Origin of the sequence: Amycolatopsis iheyensis, from assembly GCF_024703995.1 — a bacterium.
GTDB lineage: Bacteria > Actinomycetota > Actinomycetes > Mycobacteriales > Pseudonocardiaceae > Amycolatopsis > Amycolatopsis iheyensis.
This window is the reverse complement of record NZ_JAMXQV010000029.1, coordinates 113,584-131,184: the sequence shown is the minus strand read 5'-3', so window position 1 is coordinate 131,184 and position 17,601 is coordinate 113,584. Positions and strand designations below refer to the sequence as shown.

Annotated in this window: 16 protein-coding genes; 5 read left to right on the top strand and 11 right to left on the bottom strand. The window is 72.5% G+C overall.

All coding sequences use genetic code 11. The features are described from left to right. Nucleotides 1-9: 9 nt before the first annotated feature. Nucleotides 10-1,017, top strand: coding sequence for a zinc-dependent alcohol dehydrogenase (locus M8542_RS40240; RefSeq protein ID WP_257925631.1), 1,008 nt, complete (start codon nt 10-12; stop codon nt 1,015-1,017). On the opposite strand, the gene M8542_RS40235 is transcribed toward M8542_RS40240, so the two are convergent. Then, nucleotides 1,014-2,564 carry an adenylate/guanylate cyclase domain-containing protein gene (locus tag M8542_RS40235; protein WP_257925630.1) on the bottom strand — a complete coding sequence of 517 codons (1,551 nt, stop codon included), beginning with the start codon at nt 2,562-2,564 and terminating at the stop codon, nt 1,014-1,016. The genes M8542_RS40240 and M8542_RS40235 overlap by 4 nt on opposite strands. A 56-nt stretch (nt 2,565-2,620) precedes the next feature. Then, complete coding sequence (locus tag M8542_RS40230; protein ID WP_257925629.1) at nt 2,621-3,373, bottom strand: sulfite exporter TauE/SafE family protein; 753 nt, start codon at nt 3,371-3,373, stop codon at nt 2,621-2,623. Nucleotides 3,374-3,460: 87 nt separating this feature from the next. Between M8542_RS40230 and M8542_RS40225 the strand changes: the two genes are divergently transcribed. From M8542_RS40225 to M8542_RS40215, 3 genes are all read left to right on the top strand, one after another. Beyond that, on the top strand, nt 3,461-4,225 hold the full coding sequence (locus M8542_RS40225; RefSeq protein ID WP_257925628.1) for an AraC family transcriptional regulator: 765 nt from the start codon (nt 3,461-3,463) through the stop codon (nt 4,223-4,225). 81 nt (nt 4,226-4,306) lie between these two features. Continuing rightward, nucleotides 4,307-5,215 (top strand): AurF N-oxygenase family protein, encoded by a 909-nt coding sequence (locus tag M8542_RS40220; RefSeq protein ID WP_257925627.1) that lies wholly within the window; start codon nt 4,307-4,309, stop codon nt 5,213-5,215. Between the two features lie 6 nt (nt 5,216-5,221). Continuing rightward, nucleotides 5,222-6,679 carry a 4Fe-4S binding protein gene (locus tag M8542_RS40215; protein WP_257925626.1) on the top strand — a complete coding sequence of 486 codons (1,458 nt, stop codon included), beginning with the start codon at nt 5,222-5,224 and terminating at the stop codon, nt 6,677-6,679. A gap of 4 nt (nt 6,680-6,683) precedes the next feature. Here the strand turns inward: M8542_RS40215 and M8542_RS40210 are convergent, their stop codons facing one another. The 7 genes from M8542_RS40210 to M8542_RS40180 are packed head-to-tail and all read right to left on the bottom strand — an operon-like array spanning nt 6,684 to nt 13,306. Beyond that, nucleotides 6,684-7,217 carry a pyridoxamine 5'-phosphate oxidase family protein gene (locus tag M8542_RS40210; RefSeq protein ID WP_257925625.1) on the bottom strand — a complete coding sequence of 178 codons (534 nt, stop codon included), beginning with the start codon at nt 7,215-7,217 and terminating at the stop codon, nt 6,684-6,686. A gap of 23 nt (nt 7,218-7,240) precedes the next feature. Next, nucleotides 7,241-8,383 carry a M20 family metallopeptidase gene (locus tag M8542_RS40205; RefSeq protein ID WP_257925624.1) on the bottom strand — a complete coding sequence of 381 codons (1,143 nt, stop codon included), beginning with the start codon at nt 8,381-8,383 and terminating at the stop codon, nt 7,241-7,243. Beyond that, nucleotides 8,380-9,366 carry a ketopantoate reductase family protein gene (locus tag M8542_RS40200; protein WP_257925623.1) on the bottom strand — a complete coding sequence of 329 codons (987 nt, stop codon included), beginning with the start codon at nt 9,364-9,366 and terminating at the stop codon, nt 8,380-8,382. Before M8542_RS40200 ends, M8542_RS40205 begins: the two co-directional genes overlap by 4 nt. Further along, on the bottom strand, nt 9,359-10,135 hold the full coding sequence (locus M8542_RS40195) for an SDR family NAD(P)-dependent oxidoreductase (protein ID WP_257925622.1): 777 nt from the start codon (nt 10,133-10,135) through the stop codon (nt 9,359-9,361). Before M8542_RS40195 ends, M8542_RS40200 begins: the two co-directional genes overlap by 8 nt. Further along, nucleotides 10,135-11,418 carry an MFS transporter gene (locus M8542_RS40190; protein WP_257925621.1) on the bottom strand — a complete coding sequence of 428 codons (1,284 nt, stop codon included), beginning with the start codon at nt 11,416-11,418 and terminating at the stop codon, nt 10,135-10,137. The genes M8542_RS40195 and M8542_RS40190 overlap by 1 nt, the downstream gene beginning before the upstream one ends. Then, a complete protein-coding gene (locus M8542_RS40185; RefSeq protein WP_257925620.1) occupies nt 11,415-12,302 on the bottom strand; it encodes a polysaccharide deacetylase family protein in 888 nt (295 codons plus the stop codon). The genes M8542_RS40190 and M8542_RS40185 overlap by 4 nt, the downstream gene beginning before the upstream one ends. Then, nucleotides 12,299-13,306, bottom strand: coding sequence for an Lrp/AsnC family transcriptional regulator (locus M8542_RS40180; protein ID WP_257925619.1), 1,008 nt, complete (start codon nt 13,304-13,306; stop codon nt 12,299-12,301). Before M8542_RS40180 ends, M8542_RS40185 begins: the two co-directional genes overlap by 4 nt. A 100-nt stretch (nt 13,307-13,406) precedes the next feature. Here M8542_RS40180 and fxsT point away from each other — a divergent pair, with 100 nt between their 5' ends. Continuing rightward, entirely contained in the window at nt 13,407-15,953 is a 2,547-nt protein-coding gene (fxsT, locus tag M8542_RS40175) for an FxSxx-COOH system tetratricopeptide repeat protein (protein WP_257925618.1), read from the top strand. On the opposite strand, the gene M8542_RS40170 is transcribed toward fxsT, so the two are convergent. Both M8542_RS40170 and M8542_RS40165 read right to left on the bottom strand, forming a co-directional pair. After that, entirely contained in the window at nt 15,954-16,895 is a 942-nt protein-coding gene (locus M8542_RS40170; protein ID WP_257925617.1) for a carbohydrate kinase family protein, read from the bottom strand. Next, nucleotides 16,892-17,566, bottom strand: coding sequence for a class II aldolase/adducin family protein (locus M8542_RS40165; protein ID WP_257925616.1), 675 nt, complete (start codon nt 17,564-17,566; stop codon nt 16,892-16,894). The genes M8542_RS40170 and M8542_RS40165 overlap by 4 nt, the downstream gene beginning before the upstream one ends. Between the last annotated feature and the right edge of the window lie 35 nt (nt 17,567-17,601).

The following is a 17,601-nucleotide window of genomic DNA, read 5'->3' as shown; positions in this document are numbered from 1 at the left end:
GATGCGGCCATGTCTTCGACCATGCGGGCCTTCGTGCTCACCGGTCCGCGCCAAGGGGCGGTCCACGAAGTCCCGAGTCCGCGTGCCGTCCCGGGTGAGGTCGTCGTCGATGTCGAGCGGGCCGGGGTCTGCGGCACCGACGTCGAGTTCTTCACCGGCGAGATGGCCTACCTGCACCAAGGGCACGCCGCCTACCCGATGCGGCTCGGGCACGAGTGGTCCGGCACCGTCTCGGCGGTCGGCGACGGCGTCGACGCGGCCTGGCTCGGCCGCCGGGTCATGGGGGACACCATGCTCGGTGACCGGACCTGCCGCCGGTGCCGGAAAGGTCACCAGCACACCTGCGAGAACCGGCAGGAGGTCGGGATCCGCGGTGGCCGCGCCGGGGCGCTCGCCGAGCGGGTCGCGGTGCCCGCGTGGTCGCTGCACGCGCTGCCCGACGCGGTCGACCCCGTACTCGGCGCGCTGGTCGAACCCGGCGGCAACGCGCTGCGGGCCGCGCGTGCCGCGGCCGTGGGCGAGGGGGACCGCGTGCTGGTGCTCGGGCCCGGCACGATCGGCCTGCTGACGGCGATGTTCCTGCGTGCGACCGGCGCCGAGGTCCACCTCCTGGGCCTGGGTGACAGCTCTTTCGCGCGTGGGCTCGGGTTCGCGCACGTCTGGACCCGCGAGACCCTGCCGGAGCTGCCTTTCGACGCGGTCGTCGACGCCTCGGGCGCCGCCGCGCTGCCCTCACTGGCGGTCGACCTGGTGGAGCCGGCCGGCCGGGTCGTCTACATCGGACTGTCCGGGCAGCGCAGCGAGCTCGACACCCGGGCGCTGGTGTTCAAGGACGTCACGGCGGTCGGCATCCTGTCCGCGTCACCCGGGCTGGCGGACACGATCGCCGCCTACGCCGCCGGGACCGTCGACCCGCGGCCGCTGGTGGGGGCGACCGTCGGGCTGGACCGGGTCGGCGCGGTGCTGGCCGGCGAGCGGTTCGCCGCGCCGAAGGTCCACATCGACCCGCGGCTCTAGCGCGGCGAGGCCAGTGTGGTCGGGCGGCTGCGCCCGCGCAGGGTGACGTCTTCGGTCGCCCGCCAGTGCCCGGCTTCCCCGGCCGACGCGGCCGCCACGGCCGTCCAGGACGCGAGGAGCCGGCCGGGCGCGTTCTTCGCCAGTTCGGTCAGCCGGGCGGCTTCGTTGACCGGGTCGCCGATCACCGTGTACTCGAACCGGCGGGGGTCGCCGACGTTGCCCGCCACCGCGTCGCCGGTCGCGACGCCGATGCCGGCCGGGCCGTCCGGGACCTCGAGGGCCAGCCGGCGGGCGATCGCGCGGCCGGCGGCCAGTGCGGCCGTCGCGTGGTCCCCGAGCGGCGCGGGCGCCCCGAAGACCGCCAAGGCGGCGTCCCCGATGAACTTGTTGACCAGCCCCTCGTGGCGGTCGACCTCGTCGACCACCACCGCGAAGAACCGGTTGAGCAGGCCGACGACCTCCTCCGGCGGGCGGCTCGCGGCCAGCGCCGTCGAGCCGACCAGGTCGACGAACAGCACCGACACCGTGCGGACCGTGCCGCCGAGCTCCGACGACGTCCGCATAGCCTCGACCGCGACCTCGCGCCCGACGTGCCTGCCGAACAGGTCCCGCAGCCGCTCGCGTTCGGCCAGCCCGGCCGTCATGTCGTTGAACCCGGCCTGCAGCAGGCCGAGCTCGGTGCCGTCGTAGACCGGGATCTCGACGGTGAAATCTCCGGCGCGGACCCGGCCCAGCGCGTGCCGCACCGAGGAGATCGGGTTCACCACCGCGCGGGCGGTGAACACCGTGACCAGCAGGCCGAAGCAGAGCACGACCAGGCCCAGCGCGATCACCGACACCGCGAGCTTCGTGGTCGAGACGTCGCCGCGCACCCACGCCAGCACCGCGGTGACCACCAGCCCGGCCACCGGCACCCCGGTGCCCAGGCACCAGAACAGCAGCATCCGCAGGTTGACGCCGCCGCTGAGCGGGCGCGGCGGCGCGGTCCCGGCCAGCGCCCGGGCGGCGTAGGGCCGTAGCGCGAACTCGCCGAAGAGGTAGGCGATCGCGCACACCACGACGCTCGCGAACGCGACGACGAGGAACACCGTCAGCGCGACCGCGGGCTGCAGGAGCACCGCCAGCGCCGCGAACACCAGCGTGGCCAGGCCCCACAGGACCGCCTGCATGAGCGTCAGCCGGAGGGGGACGCGCAGGCTCGCGACGCGCTCGGCTTCGGTCGGGCGGCGGCCTTCGGCGGCCCACCGCAGGGTCCGCAGCGCCCCGCGGGTGCCCCACAGCGTGCCGACCACGACCGCGGCCACGACGTAGGCCGGGACGGCGATCGCGGTGGCCCGCACGAGTGCGCCGGACATGCCCGGGGCCGGCATGAGCAGCGCGGCGAGCCCCACCACGACCAGCGCGCCGATGACGTTGGTGGCGATCAGGGCGGCGGTCAGCAGGCGCTGGACGCGCCGCCGCAATACGCTGACGTCCTGGTCGAGTGGCCCGAGCAGCCCGGAGCCGAACGGCCCGGTCCGGGCGGGGGTGTCGCTGCTTGAGTGCACCGGTTCCTGCCGTTCGACTGATTGAGTGAACGAATGTACACCGAAACTTTACCGGCTCACCACAGGACGGCGGCCAGCGCCGCGCCGAGCAGCGCCAGGTAGGCGAACGCGTGGGCGCGGTCCGGGATGGCGGGCGGCCACCGGCGCAGGATCGCGACCGTGGGCAGTGAGCCCGCGAGCAGGAGCCCGGCCGCGAGCGGGTCGATCGCCGCCGGGCCGGGCGCGGCCAGGTAGACGACGGTCGCCACCGCGGCGACCGGCAGGCTGAGCGGGTTGGCCAGCGCCGTGGCGTCGCGCATCGGCAGGCCGCGGCGGCGCAGCAGCGGCACGGTCAGCACGCTGCCGCCGACGCCGAGGAACGCCGCGACCGCGCCGATGCCGGTCCCGCCGGCGGACGCCGCGAGGCGGCCCAGCGGCCGCGGCGGCCCGCCGGTGAGGAACCCGCGGCGCAGCAGGCTGTCCACGATGGTCAGCGCGAGGTAGGCCGCGAACAGCGCGTGCAGCAGCCCGTCGGCGACGCTCGTCGCGGCCAGCGCGCCGAGGGCCGCGCCGAGCGCGATGAACCCGCCCAGCGGCCAGACGTACTCGCGGCGCAGCCGCCCGGCCCGCGCCACGGTGACCGTCGCGCCGAGCGAGTTCACCAGCATGACCACGGCCGACGTCCCGACCGCGACGTGCATCGCGGCCGGGCCGTGGGCGGCGACGGCGTAGACCACCGGCACCGTCACGAACCCGCCGCCGAACCCGAACAACGCGGTCGTCACACCGGCCAGGATGCCCAGGCCGAACAGGGAAATCGCAGTGAGCACGTGGCTCGACGCTACCGCCGGCGGCGGTGGCGGGCATTCGCCGATCAGCCACCTTCATCCGAGTTTCGGCCACCTAGGCTGGGGGGTGTGCGCAACGTCCCGATCGACACCGTCGACGACCTCGACCGCGACGTCGTGGCCATCGGCACCGACTACCCGCCCGGCCACGTCCTCGCCGAGCACCGGCACCGGCGGGCCCAGGTGCTCTACGGCGACAGCGGGTCGATGCGCGTCGACACCGCCGACGGCGCGTGGACGGTGCCGCCGCAGCGTGCCGTGCTGATCCCCGCCGGGGTGCCGCACGCGGTGCGGATGGACGGGGTGAGCACGCGCAGCCTGTACGTCGAACCCCGGGCGGTGCCGTGGTTCCCGGCCCGCTGCCGCGTTGTCGAAGTGACGCCGTTGCTGCGTGAGCTGCTGCGGGAAGCCGTCGACGTCGAACCGCGCTACGCGGCGCGCGGGCGGGACTCGGCGGTGCTGCAGCTGGCCCTGCACGAGCTGCGCCGGGCCGCGCCGCTGCCGCTCGACCTGCCGTTGCCCGCCGACCCGGCGCTGCGCCGGCTGTGCCTGGACTTCCTGGCCCGGCCGCGCGTCGACGTGCGGCCGGCCGCCTGGGCCGCGCGCCTGCACGTCGGCGAGCGGACCCTGCACCGGCGGTTCCGCGCCGAGACCGGGCTCGCGCTCGCGTCGTGGCGGCGTCGCGCCTGCGTGCTGCACGCGTTGCCGCAGCTGGCGGCGGGCACCCCGGTGGCCGAGGTGGCGGCCGCGCTCGGGTACGCCGGGCCGGGCGCGTTCACCACGATGTTCCACGGCCTGCTCGGGCGCCCGCCCAGCGCGTTCCGCGGCGTTTGAGGAGACGGGTGTGCACTGGACTGTTTTCGTGTTACGGTTGGTAACAGTAAACCGGGGTAACACCTGACGAGGAGGTCGGCGATGACGAGCATCAGCGAGCGCGAACCGGGCGTGTCGGACCGGGAGACCATGGCGCGGCGCCTGCTCGACTCGTCCGAGCAGCTGTCCTACGACCCCGTCAAGGAGGTCGACTGGGAGACGCCGCTCGACACGGACCACTACGGCGCCAGCCCCGAGTGGTGCTCGCTCTACGGCACGTCCTACTGGGCCGACATGACGCCGGAGCAGCAGCGTGAGCTGACCCGCCAGGAGGCGGCGTCGGTGGCCAGCACCGGCATCTGGTTCGAGATGATCCTGCAGCAGATGGTGCTGCGCGACTTCTACGCGAAGGACCCGACCGACCCGGCGTTCCAGTGGGCGCTGACCGAGATCGCCGACGAGTGCCGGCACTCGATCATGTTCGCCCGCGGCGCCGCCAAGCTGCGCGCGCCCGCCTACCGGCCGCGCCGGTTCGTCGTCGAGCTCGGCCGCGTCTTCAAGGCCACCGCGACCGGCGAGGCCGCCTACGCGGCGATCCTCGTCGCCGAAGAGGTCCTCGACGTCATGCAGCGCGACTGGATGCGCGACGAGCGCGTCGCCCCGTTCGTGCGGACCATCAACAACATTCACGTCGTCGAAGAGTCGCGGCACATGAAGTTCGCCCGCGAGGAGACCCGCGAGCGGCTCGAAGGGGCCGGGTGGCTGCGGCGCCAGATCAACGGCCTGGTCGTCGCGATCGCGTCCTACTTCATCGTCACCAGCATGGTGAACGGCAAGGTCTACGAGAACGCCGGGCTCGACGGTAAGCGCGGCCGGCGCGAGGCGAAGGCCAACGAGCACCACAAGTCGATGCTGCGCTCGAGCTGCTCCGGGCTGATGGAGTTCCTGCACTCCGCCGGGCTGCTCACCAAGCCGTCGCTGTGGTTCTACAAGCGCGCGAACCTGATCTGACCCGCCATGGCCTTCGCGATCACCCAGACCTGCTGCGCCGACGCCTCCTGCGTGTCGGTCTGCCCGGTCAACTGCATCCACCCGACGCCGGACGAGCCGGACTTCGGGACGACCGAGATGCTCTACATCGACCCGGACACGTGCATCGACTGCGGTGCCTGCGCGGACGCCTGCCCGGTCGACGCGATCTTCCCGGCCGGTGACCTGACCGGGCCGCTGCAGGCCTACGAAGAGCTCAACGCGCAGTTCTACGCGGGCCGCGACGTCCTCGCCGAGGCGACCGTCGCCCCGAACTTCCACCGCTGGACGCCGCCGGCGTTCACCCGGGTCCTGCCGAGCGACTTCGCGCCGCTGGACGTCGCGGTCGTCGGCAGCGGCCCGGCGGGCATGTACGCCGTCGAGGACCTGCTGCTGCACACCAGCGCCCGGGTCACCCTGATCGACCGGCTGGCCACGGCCGGCGGGCTGATCCGCTACGGCGTCGCGCCCGACCACCCGTCGACGAAGAAGATCGGCGAGACGTTCGCGCGGTTCCACGACCACCCGCGGCTGCGGCTGCGCCTGGGCACCGAAGCCGGTCCCGAGCTGGCCGAGCGGCACGACGCGGTCATCTACGCGGTCGGCGCCACCGAGGCCCGCCGCCTGGGCATCCGCGGGGAGGACCTGCCCGGCAGCCTGCCGGCCGCGTCGGTGGTCGGCTGGTACAACGGCCATCCGGACATCGAGCCGGACGCCGTGGACCTCTCGGCCGAGCGGGTGGCCGTGGTCGGCACCGGCAACGTCGCGCTCGACATCGCCCGGATCCTGACCGCCGACCCGGAGACCCTGGCCGGCACGTCCGTCGCGCCCGAGGCGCTGGCCTGGCTGCGCTCGAGCAAGGTGCGCGAAGTCGTGCTGCTGGCCCGGCGCGGCCCCGAGAACGCGGCGTACACGCGGTCGGAGCTGCTGGCGCTGGCGGCCCGGGGCGACCTCGTCGTGGACGCGCACGACCCGCGGATCGCGGCGGCGATCGAGGCCGGCGACGGCAAAGCGGCGTGGCTGCGCGGGGTCCCGCGCGTGGCGGTCGACTGGTCGTCGCCACCGCCGGACGGACGGCGGATCGTGCTGCGCTTCCACTCGGCGCCGCTAGAGCTCACCGGCGACACCGAGGTCCGCGGGGTCCGCGTGACCGGCGACGTCGAGATCAGCGCCGGCCGCGTCGTGCGGGCGGCCGGGTTCCGGGGCGTCCCGGTGCCGGGCCTGCCGTTCGACGAGGACACCGGGACGGTCCCGAACACGGCCGGCCGCGTCGAGCCGGGCACCTACGTCGCCGGGTGGATCAAGCGCGGCCCGTCGGGCGGCATCGGCGCCAACAAGGCGTGCGCCGGCGAGACGGTCGGGGCCCTGCTCGAGGACGCCGTCGCCGGCCGGCTGCGGACTCGCGCCCCGCGGCGCCGGCTGGCGAAGCTGCTGGGCCGCGCCTGAGCCGTCAGGGCCGGTGGCTGGTGTGCGTGAACTCCACAGTGGACAGCATCGACGTGTCCGAGGGGCTCGTCCGCTTCCGGCCGAAGGCCAGGACCTTCGCCGGTTCGACGGCGAACACCGCGACGTCGTCGTGGCCGCCCTGCCGGAACCCGGTGTCGGTCACCTCGTAGACCCAGCTGCCGTCCCACTTGGCCAGCCACGCCGCGGCGAGCCGCTCGAGCTTCGAGCGGTCGGTGACGCGGCGGGCCTCGCCCTCGACCACGACGTCGAGGGCGTCGTCCCACGCGTTGCGGCCGGTGGTCAGCACGACGTTCGGGTTCGCGGTGAGGTTGAGGTACTTCTGCTCGGTCGCGCCGGTGCTGAAGTGGACCGCGCCGTCCAGCCACACCGCGACCAGCGGCGTCACGTGCGGCCGGCCGTCGGCGCGGACGGTCGTGAGCCAGCTGATCTGGGCGTCTTCCAGCGCCTTCGTGGTTTCGGCCCAGCCGGTGGCCTGGGCGCCGGGGTCGCTGAACCGTTCGTCGAGCCGGGTTTCCATCGTCACTCCGTTCGCATCGGACGCTAGCCGGCCAGCCGGTGCAGGACGGCGGCCGCCAGCGCGGTGCGTTCCATCATCCCCTCGACGCTGATGTGCTCGTGCCGGGCGTGCGCGCCGTCGCCGACCGCGCCGAAGCCGTCCAGGACCGGGTGGCCCAGCGCGGCGACGAAGTTGCCGTCGCTCGCCCCGCCGACCGAGCATTCCCGCAGCGTGACGCCGAGCCTCGCGGCCTCGTCGCGGGCCAGCTCGTACAGCCGCGCGATCGGCTCCGAACGCTCCATCACCGGCCGGTTCCAGCCGCCGGTCACCTCGACCGCCGCTCGGGGGTCGTGGGCCTTCAGCGCCGCCAGGCCCGCGTCGATGCGGGCCGCTTCGGCCGCGCTCGACACGCGGACGTCGATCTCGCCCGACGCCGCGCCCGCGATCACGTTCTGCCGGGTGCCGCCGGTGATCACCCCGACGTTCACCGTGGTCCCGGCGGCCGGGTCGGCCAGCCCGTGCAGCGCCAGGATCGCCCGCGCCAGCTCGTCGACCGCGCTGGCGCCCTTCGCCGGGTCGAGCCCGGCGTGCGCCTCGACGCCGGTGGTGTGCACCTGGAACAGGCCGACACCCTTGCGCGCGGTCTTCACCGCGCCGTCCGCGCTCGCTTCGAACACCAGCGTGGCTCGGGTGCCGGCGGCCGCCTCCTCGATCACCGGCCGCGACGCCGGGCTGCCGATCTCCTCGTCGCCGTTGAGGACCAGCCGCACGGCCGGGCGGGGCAGGCCCGCCGCGTCGAGCGCACGCAGCGCCCACACCGCGTGCACCAGGCCGGACTTCATGTCGAAGATCCCCGGTCCGGTCGCCCGGTCACCGTCCACCGTGAACGGCCAGTCCGCGAGGGTGCCGAGCGGCCACACCGTGTCGTAGTGGCCGAGCAGGAGGATGGGCTGCTCTCCCGAACCGGGGAAGTCGTAGACCTTGATGTCGCCGTACCGGCCGCCGTCGACGTCGCGGACGGTTTCCGGCGGGCCCAGCCGTTCCCGGAGCCAGCCGTCCACCCAGGACAGTCCGGTGGCCAGCGCTTCCTTGTCGTCGCTGGGTGTTTCGATGCCGACGTAGGTGGCGAGGTCGGCCAGGAGGTCGTCACGGTGGGCTTGCACCCACTCGTGCAGGTCGGCGATCACAGGGCGCGCTCCAGTTCGGTCAGGTGGTCTTCGGACATCGCGGCGGCCCCGGTTTCGACGTCGCTCAGCCGGGCCAGCATCGCCCGCAGCAACGGGACATCGGCCCCCGCGAGGACCGGCGCGTAGTGGTGGTGCACCTCGACCGGGCGGTGCCGCACGGCGATGTCGCGCCAGATGCCGCTGCGGTCCTTGGGCTGCGTCCGCAGCCAGGCGACGAGCCGGTCGGTCGCCGCCTCGCGCCCGGCCGCCCCCGGCAGGTAGGCCGCCGGGTCGAACTGGTCGAACGCCTCCAGCGTGCGGTCGCCGGCCGCGGCCAGTACCTCGGCGGCGATCGCGTGCATCAGCGGGCGGTGCCGGTCGATCAGGTCGGCCATCGGCGCGTCCACCAAGGCCGTCGTGGTGAGCATCGCGCCGAAGCCGAGCTTCGCCCACAGGTAGCCCTCGACGTTGGCCGTCGCCTTCGCCGGGCCCCAGGCCTGCAGGTCGGCGACAACTTCCTCGACGCGGTCGGTGATCCGGCCGTCGGGCTCACCGACGACCAGTGCGCCGAGACCGCCGTCGCGCACGACACCGGGCTCGACGACGTCGGCGAACAGGTTCACGAACGCCCCGACCGTCCGTTCCGGACCGACGTGCGCCGCGATCAGCCCTTCGTTGAGCCCGTTCTGCAGGGACACGACGAAGCCGTCTTCGGCCAAGCGCGGGGTCAGCCACGGCAGCACGGCCTCGGTGGCCTGGGCCTTGACGGCCAGGAGCACCCGGCCGAACGTCGGCGGGGCTTCGTCCGGCAGGAAGGCGGGCAGCTCGACGGTCTCGTCGCCCTCGGGACGTCGCAGGGTGAGCCCGCGGTCGCGGATCGCGGTGACGTGAGCCGGGTCGGCGTCCACGATGGACACCGGGTGGCCGGCCCGCGCGAGGTGGAACGCGAGCGTCCCGCCGATCGCGCCGCCACCGACCACTGTGTACGAGCGCCGGTCAGACATGCGTGTCCTTTCCCTGCTGGACAGTCGTTTCCCCGGACCAGTGCAGCGGCAGCCCGGCCGCGCCCGCGGTCGAACCGCCGTCGACGCGCAGCACGGCGCCGGTGATCCAGGCGGACTCGGGCCCGGCGAGCCACCACACGGCGTCGGCGATCTCCCGCGGCTCGCCCCGGCGGCCGAGCGGGTTGACCGACACCGCCGCCGCGTACGCCTCGGTGACCGGGTTGGCGTCGCTGTCGACGGTGACGAAGCCGGGACTGACGGCGTTGACGCGGATGCCGTGCGGGCCCAGCTCGACCGCGCAGGCCTTGGTGAGCATCTCCAGTGCCGCCTTCGACGTCGCGTAGTGGGCGGCGCCGGGACGCGCGCGGGTGGCCGCACCGGAGGAGATGTTGACCACCACGCCGGTGGTTCCGGCCGCGACGTGCCTCCGTCCGAACGCGACGGTGGTGAGCAGCGCGGCCCGGACGTTGATGTCCTGCACGCGGTCCCAGGTGGCCGCGGTCATCTCCAGCAGGGGAGTGGCGGGGTAGATCCCGGCGGCGTTGACCAGCACGTCGACCGGTCCGGCCCGCTCGACGAGCCCTTCGGCGTAGCCGGCGTCCGCGAGATCGCCGGGCAGCGCGACGGCGTCGTCGAGCGAGTCGGCCACTGTGGACAGTTCCGCCGGGCGGACGTCGGAGAGGACCAGCCGGTCGCCCGCGGCGGCGAACCGCCGGGCGATGGCCGCGCCGATCCCGCCGCCGGCGCCGGTGACGAGCACGGTGCGCACTACAGCTCCTTCCCCTTGGTCTCCGGCATGGTCAGGTACACCGCGACGCCGATGAGCGCGGCCACCGCGACGTAGATCCACACGAGGTTGCCGAGGTGGTTCGCGTTCAGCCAGGTCGTCACGTAGGGCGCGGTCCCGCCGAAGATCGCGACAGCGAGGGCGTAGGGCAGGCCGATCCCGGTGGTGCGGACCTCCGGCGGGAACTGTTCGGCCATGATCACCGCGCAGTTGGCCGAGTACCCGACGATCAGCACCAGGCCGATCAGCTCGATGACGAAGACGCTCCAGAAGCTGTTGCCCAGGAAGTGGAACGCGGGCCAGGCGAACACCACGAAGCCGCCGGCGAACATCGTCATCGTCGGCCTGCGCCCGAGCCGGTCCGACAGCAGGCCGCCGAAGGGGAGCAGCGCGATGAACACGACCATGGCCAGGGTGTTGGCCAGGAGCGCGGTCTTGAGCGGGATGCCGGTGGCCAGGTGCGCGTAGGCCGGCATGTAGGACACCCAGACGTAGTAGATCAGCGTGCCGGCGATGGTCACCCCGGCCACGCGCAGCGCGGCGCCCGGGTGGTCGCGCAGCATCGCGACCAGCGGGTTGCGCCGCGGCTTCGCGGCGATCTTGGTGAACGCCTCGGTCTCGTGCACCGAGACCCGCAGCCACAGGCCGACCAGGCCCAGGAGCCCGGCGAGGCCGAAGGCCAGCCGCCAGCCCCAGCCGCGCAGATCGGCGTCCGAGAGCGTCGAGTTGAGGATCGTGCCCATCAGGGCGGCGAGCAGTGAGCCCAGGCCGACCGAGACCTGCTGCCACGAGCCGGCGAACGCGCGGCGGCCCGGCGCGGCCGACTCGATGAGGAACGCCGACGACGAGCCGAACTCACCGCCCGCCGAGAAGCCCTGCACGAGCCGGGCCAGCAGCAGCACGATCGGGGCCAGCACGCCGATCTGCGCGTAGGTGGGGGTCAGCGCGATGAGGATCGAGGCCCCGGCCATCAGGGAGATGGTCAGGGTGAGCCCCTTCTTGCGGCCGCGGCGGTCGGCGTACGCGCCGAGCACCGCGCCGCCGATGGGCCGCATCACGAACCCGACGGCGAACACGGCCAAAGTGGACAGCAAGGCGGTGGTTTCGCTGCCACCGGCGAAGAACTGACCGGCGAAGACCGGGGCGAACGTGGCGTAGACGGCCCAGTCGACCCATTCGACGGTGTTGCCGACGGCGCCGGCGACGATCGCCTTGCGCTGGTGGGCCGTCAGCCGGTGGCTGATGACAGTGTCCACAGTGGTCATGACCGCTCCTTCAGGACGTGGTCGACGATCTGGGCGTGTGTGGCGAACCAGACGTCGTCGTGGCCGCTGATGTGGTCGAGAAGTTCGGAAAGGACGGTGACGCGTGAGCGGTGCCCGATGATGTGCGGGTGCATGGTGAGCTGGAAGATGCCGCCTTCGGCGCGGGCGGCGTCGAACTCGTCGCGCCAGATCGACAGCACGCCGCGCGGCGGGGTGTAGGGCCGCAGCGACGCGAACCGGTCCATCATGAAGTACGGCGCGTCGTCGCGGATCCACTCGACCGGCAGCTCGACGACACCCGTGGGTGCACCGTGTTCGAGCAGCTCGTAGCAGTCGTCGTCGGCCATCAGCGACGAGTCGTAACGCAGGCCCAGCTCGCGGGTGATGGCGAGGGTGTGCGCGGAGAAGTCCCACGACGGCGTCCGGATCCCGACCGGCCGGGTGCCGGCGAGGCGTTCGAGGACGTCGGCGGCGCGGAAGGCGAGGTCACGCTCCTCGGTCTCGGTGAGCGCGGTGTTGCGCTCGTGGATCCAGCCGTGCAGCGCCACCTCGTGTCCGTCGTCCACATAGGACTTGACTTCGCCGTCGTGCAGCAGCGCGGAGACCGCGGGCACGAAGAAGGACGCGGGCGCGTTGTGCTCGCGCAGCAGCTTGAGGATGCGCGGCACGCCGACGCGGGCGCCGTACTCGCCCTGAGCCATCTTCCCGGGCAGGACTTCGCCGTCGCGCAGGGCGGGTGTCTCGTGGTCGGAGTCGAAGGACAGCGCCACGGCGACCTTCGCGCCACCGGGCCACGACGCCGGACGCAGCGCGCGCCCCGCGCGGACGTGCTCGACGTGCCCGCGCCAGGTCTGTTCGTCCCACTGCCACGGTTGCTGCGTCATGCGTCCTCCAAGCTGGCGGCGGGGGTCGGGGCCCACGCGCGCTTGAGCGTCGAAACCTGCAGGGTCACGTCGGCCTCCCGGAGCCCGGGCAGCGCGCCGACGACATCGGTGGTGTGGCGGTAGAGCTCGCCGTAGTGGCGCAGCACGATCTGGCCGACGAGGTTGAACCGGCCGGTGGTGGCGGAGAGGTACTTCGTGCCGGGGTGGGCGGCGAGCTGCTGGCCGGCGCGGTCGAGCTCGCCGGGGACGACCGAGAGCCAGAGCATGAACTCCAGCGCGTAGCCGAACATCGCGGGCTCGGCGAGCGTCCGGAAGCGCAGGCAGCCGCGCTTGACGAGCGAGTCGACCCGGCGGGCCACAGTGGACTCACTGGTGCCGACCTGTTTGGACACTTCCTTGAACGGCAGCCTGCCGTCCTCGCCCAGTGCGGCGCAGATCGCGAGGTCGAGTTCGTCGAGCTGCTCGGGCGGGCGTTCCCAGTGCTGCTCCTCGAAGGGCCGGACCTCGCCGCCGCGCAGCTCGTTCGCCGCCTCGGCGGTGAGTTCGCCGGAGTCCCAGTCGTGGTTGGAGGTGAAGGTCCGCATGACGGCGAAGGTCTCGGCGTCCCGGATGGCTTCGGCGGCGGGGAAGCCGTTCTCCTGCAGGCCGGCGATGTCGGCGTAGGAGGGCAGGACGAACTCGGCGGAGCAGTCGGCACTGCCGGCGAGCACGGTCGCGTACCGCACGTCGGGCCGCGCGGCGAGCGCCTCGGCGACGGCGGCCGCGGTGCCGGGCCGGGTCTTGAGCCGGGCGATGACGGGCACGCCGAGCCCGCACCGGAGCACGTCGACCACGCCGATGACCCGCAGCTGCCCGCTCTCGGTGAGCTTCTCGGCCCGCCGCAGCACGGTGGACTCGCTGGCCCCGACGTGCCTCGCGATGGCGCCCCAGGGGGCCCGCCCGTTGAGCTGCAGGGCCGCCACGATGCGGCGGTCCAGCTCGGATGCTTTGCCGTCGTTGCGCATGTGAGGCATCCTGCGTGCAGGAAAACGTCAAGTCAAGGGGTTCGATTGCATGAATACTGCACCGGTGTAACGCGGGCTGGTCTCCGGGAGACTGTTCGGGGTGACCTCCGTATCGGGCAGCACCGGCGTCCAGATCGGCGACGGCAACACGATGCACATCCACGTCGCCTCCCGGGAGCTGTGGCCGGCCAGGGAGCCGACGGCGCGGCGGGTGTTCCTGAGCCACACGAGCGAGCTGCGCGAGCTCCCGGAGCCACGGTCGTTCGTGGCGGCGGCGGAGTCGGCGGTGGCCCGCGCGGGCGACGCGGTGGCGGACATGGCGTACTTCACGGCCCGGGACATCCCGCCGGAGCAGGTGGACCGGGAGAAACTGGCGGACGCCGACGTGTACGTGCTGATCGCGGGCTTCCACTACGGAAGCGTGATCCACGAGGTGTCGTACACGGAGCAGGAGTTCCAGACGGCAACGGACAACGGACTGCCCAGACTGGTGTTCATCCTGGGTGACGAGACCTTGGGGCCGCCGGCGTTGTTCCGCGATCTGCAGAACGGGGCGCGCCAGGAGGCTTTTCGCCAGCGGCTGCAGGAGAGCGGGATCACCACTTCTGTGGTGCATTCTCCTGATCAGCTGGAGACGCTGTTGTTGCAGGCGTTGGTGGAGCTGCCGCGGTCGCGGCAGGCGTCGATGCCGGTGGGGCGGATCTGGGGTGTTCCGGCGCGGACGGTGCAGTTCACCGGGCGGGAGGAGCTGCTGGCGGGGCTGCGCTCTGCTCTTTGCGCCGGCCAGCCGGCGACCGTACAAGGCATGGGAGGCGTCGGCAAGACCACGACCGCGCTCGAGTATTCCCACCGCTACGAGGACGAATACGACGTCGCTTGGTGGGTTCCCTCGGAGGACCCCGACCTCATCGGTGGCCGCTTGGCCGACCTTGCTCGCGCGCTGGATCTGGCCACGGATCAGGATTCGGTGGAGATCGCCTTGGCTCGGCTGCAGGGCACACTTCGGTCGCGCGACCGGTGGTTGCTGATCTTCGACAACGCCGAGGATTCGTCGACTTTGCAACCGTTCTTGCCGGGTGGGGACGGGCACGTGATCATCACGTCCCGGAACCCGGACTGGGCTGGTGTCGCCGCGGCGTTGCCGGTGCGGGAGTTCACGCGCGTGGAGTCGGTGGAGGTGCTGCAGTCGCGGGTGCCGTCCTTGTCCGACTCGGACGCGGACCGGATCGCGGACGCTCTCGGTGACCTCCCGCTCGCGGTGGAGCAGGCCGCACGGCTGCTGTCCGTCACCGGCTGGACCGCGGATGTCTACCTGGAACTGCTGGCCGAGCGCGCGGCGGACGTCTTGGCCAACAAGTTCCCGACGTCGGTGGCGGCGGCGTGGGCCCTGTCCTTCGAAGATCTCGCCCGGAACCATCCGAATGCCCTGTTGGTGCTGACGTTGGTCGCGTGGCTCGCCCCGGAGCCGGTACCTCTGACCCTGCTGACCCAGCTGCCCGAAAGCCTCGCGGTGATCGTCCGCGATCCGCTCGCCTTCGCCGAAGCCACGACGGCGCTGCGCGAACGCGGCTTGGCGGACATCACGGCCACGACGATCCAGCTCCACCGCGTTCCGGCCGCGTTGCTGCGTGGCCGCACCGAACAGGACTCACCCTTGAGGGACAGTCGCTGGCCGGTGGTCGCGGTCCGCGTTCTCGAAGCCGGACTTCCCGACAGCCCCTGGTACAACCCCGTTGTGTGGCCGCTCTGGCGGCCCCTGCTGCCCCATCTCCTCGCCGTGACAGACGGGTCGCGCGAGGTGGCACCCGTTACCCGAGTCGTCGCGGACCTGCTCGATCGCGCAGCCACCTACTTGCAGAGCCGTGGCGACCTCAGAGGTGCGCTGCCACTGTTCGAGCGAAGCTACACCATGTACCGGGAGACGGTGGTCGAGGACGACGACCCGAATGTCCTCAGCTCCGCCAATAACCTGGCCGTCGTCCTCTCCGATTTGGGGCAGTACAAGCGGGCCTTCGACTTGGACCTGGACACGCTCGCGCGGCGCAAGCGGGTGCTGGGGGAGGACGACCCGTACACCCTCGACTCGGCCAACAACTTCGCCGGCGACCTCAGAGCGCTGGGGGAGTGGCGCCGAGCCTACGACCTGGACCTGGACACTCTCGCCCGGCGCAAGCGGTTGCTGGGTGACGATCACCCGGACACGCTCAGCTCCGCCAGCAATCTCGCGGTCGACCTCACCGCACTGGGCGAGGAGGAGCAGGCCTACAAACTCGACCAGGACACGTTCGCCCGGCGCAAGCGGGTGCTGGGTGACGATCACCCGGACACCCTGGAGTCCGCGAGCAACTTCGCCATCGACCTCGTCGGGATGGGCGAGTACCGCCGGGCCCATGACCTGGACCTGGACACGCTTGCCCGGCGCAAGCGGGTGTTGGGGGATGACCACCCGAGCACGCTCGATTCCGCTCGCAGCGTCGCCCATGATTTGCGGAACCTCGGCGAGGTTCAGCGTGCTCACGACCTCGAGAAGGACGCACTCGCTTGTCTCAAGCGTGTTCTGGGCGACGAACATCCCATCACTATCGATTCGGCCCGCAGCCTCGCGGCCGACCGCAAGGCACTCGGACTCGACCCGGCAGCCGACTGATCAACTCACCTCGACAACCGCCGCCCCCGCGGCAAAAGCGTCCACTGCACCAAGATCGAACTCCCCGTGATCACTACCCAACCCCTGCGCGACCAACCCGGCCGCAGCACACCCCAGCACCGCCGAGTCCCGCAACGACCGTCCCAACCCGACACCCCGCAAGAACCCGGCCGAAAACGCGTCACCACAACCAGTCGTGTCCACCACCGAAACCGCGAACGCCGGAACGCAAAAACTCTCCGAAGGCGTCATCACCAAAGCCCCACGCGCACCCCGCGTGACAGCCACACACCCGACCCCACGCTCGAACAACGCCCGGACGCCCTCCTCGAGCGTCGGTGCGCTGGTCAACCCCATCACCTGCTCCTCATTGGGCAGCAGATAATCCAAATAGGGCAGTGCCGGATCAAGCCAAGCCAGCACGCCGGGATCGCCGGGCGCGAGCAAATCAGCCGACGTCACGACGCCCGCCGCCCGCGCCGGGGCCAGGATCGTCGCCGCCTGGGAACCGCCCATCAGCTCCGGGCCGCCCAAGTGCACATGGGTCGCCCGGGCGATCTCCGACACCGGCGCGTCCGCAGGCGAGTACGTCAGGTTCGCGCCGGGCACGTGGAAAGCCGGACGGCTGCCGTCGGGGCGGATCGGGAGCACCGAGGCCGACGTCTGAACCCCGGGGCGCCGCAGTACCAGTGACGTGTCAATACCGTGCGCAGCGAGCATCGACAGCAGCAGGTCGCCGATCGGGTCGGTGCCCACCGCGCCCGCCGAGCGGACCGTCGCGCCCAGCTTGGCCAGGGTGATCGCCGTGCCCGCCGCCGTTCCCGCCGGGCCGAAGCGGATCTGCTCCACCAGGGCCGCGCCCTGGCCCTCGGGAATCGCCTCCACCGGCCGGACCTGGACGTCGAACACGTGCGCCCCCAGCGTGATGACCGTCTGCGTCACCGGTCCTCCTCGACGCGCCGTGGGTGGCCGTAGCCCGTTCGGACCGCCGCCGCCAGTACCGCGTCCTGTTGCGCCTGGTCCAGCACCCGTGGTGCGCCCAGGGCCGTCGCGCGCGTGTACAGGCCGCACGCCCACTCCAGCAGCAGCGCGTTGTCCATCGCCGCCTCCAGCGTCGGGCCGTGGGCGATCGCGCCGTGGTTGGCCAGCAGTGCCGCCGTCCGGCCGTCCAGGGCCGTCAACGTCGCCGCGGCCAGCTCCGCCGAGCCGAACACCGCGAACGGCGCCACCCGGACCGAGCCGCCCAGCGCGAGCTGCTGGTAGTGCACGCACGGCAGCTCGTCCAGCACCAGGGACACCGCCGTCGCCTGCGGGGAATGGGTGTGCACCGCCGCGCCGGCGTCGTAGCGCCGGTAGATCCCCAGGTGCAGCTCGAGCTCCGACGTCGGCGCGAGGTCGCCGGCGACGACTTCGCCGGCCAGGTCGACCACCGTCACCTCCGCCGGGGTCGCCCGGCCCAACACGATGCCCGTCGCGGTCACCGCCACGTGCTCGCCCACCCGGACGCTCACGTTGCCCGCCGTGCCGATCAGCAGGCCCTCGCCCGCGAGGCCGTGACAGGCCCGGGCCACCGCCCGCCGCGCCTCGTCGAGAACCGCACTCGCCTCCGTCATGGGCCGAGGCTAGGATAAATCCGAATCAAAGTCAC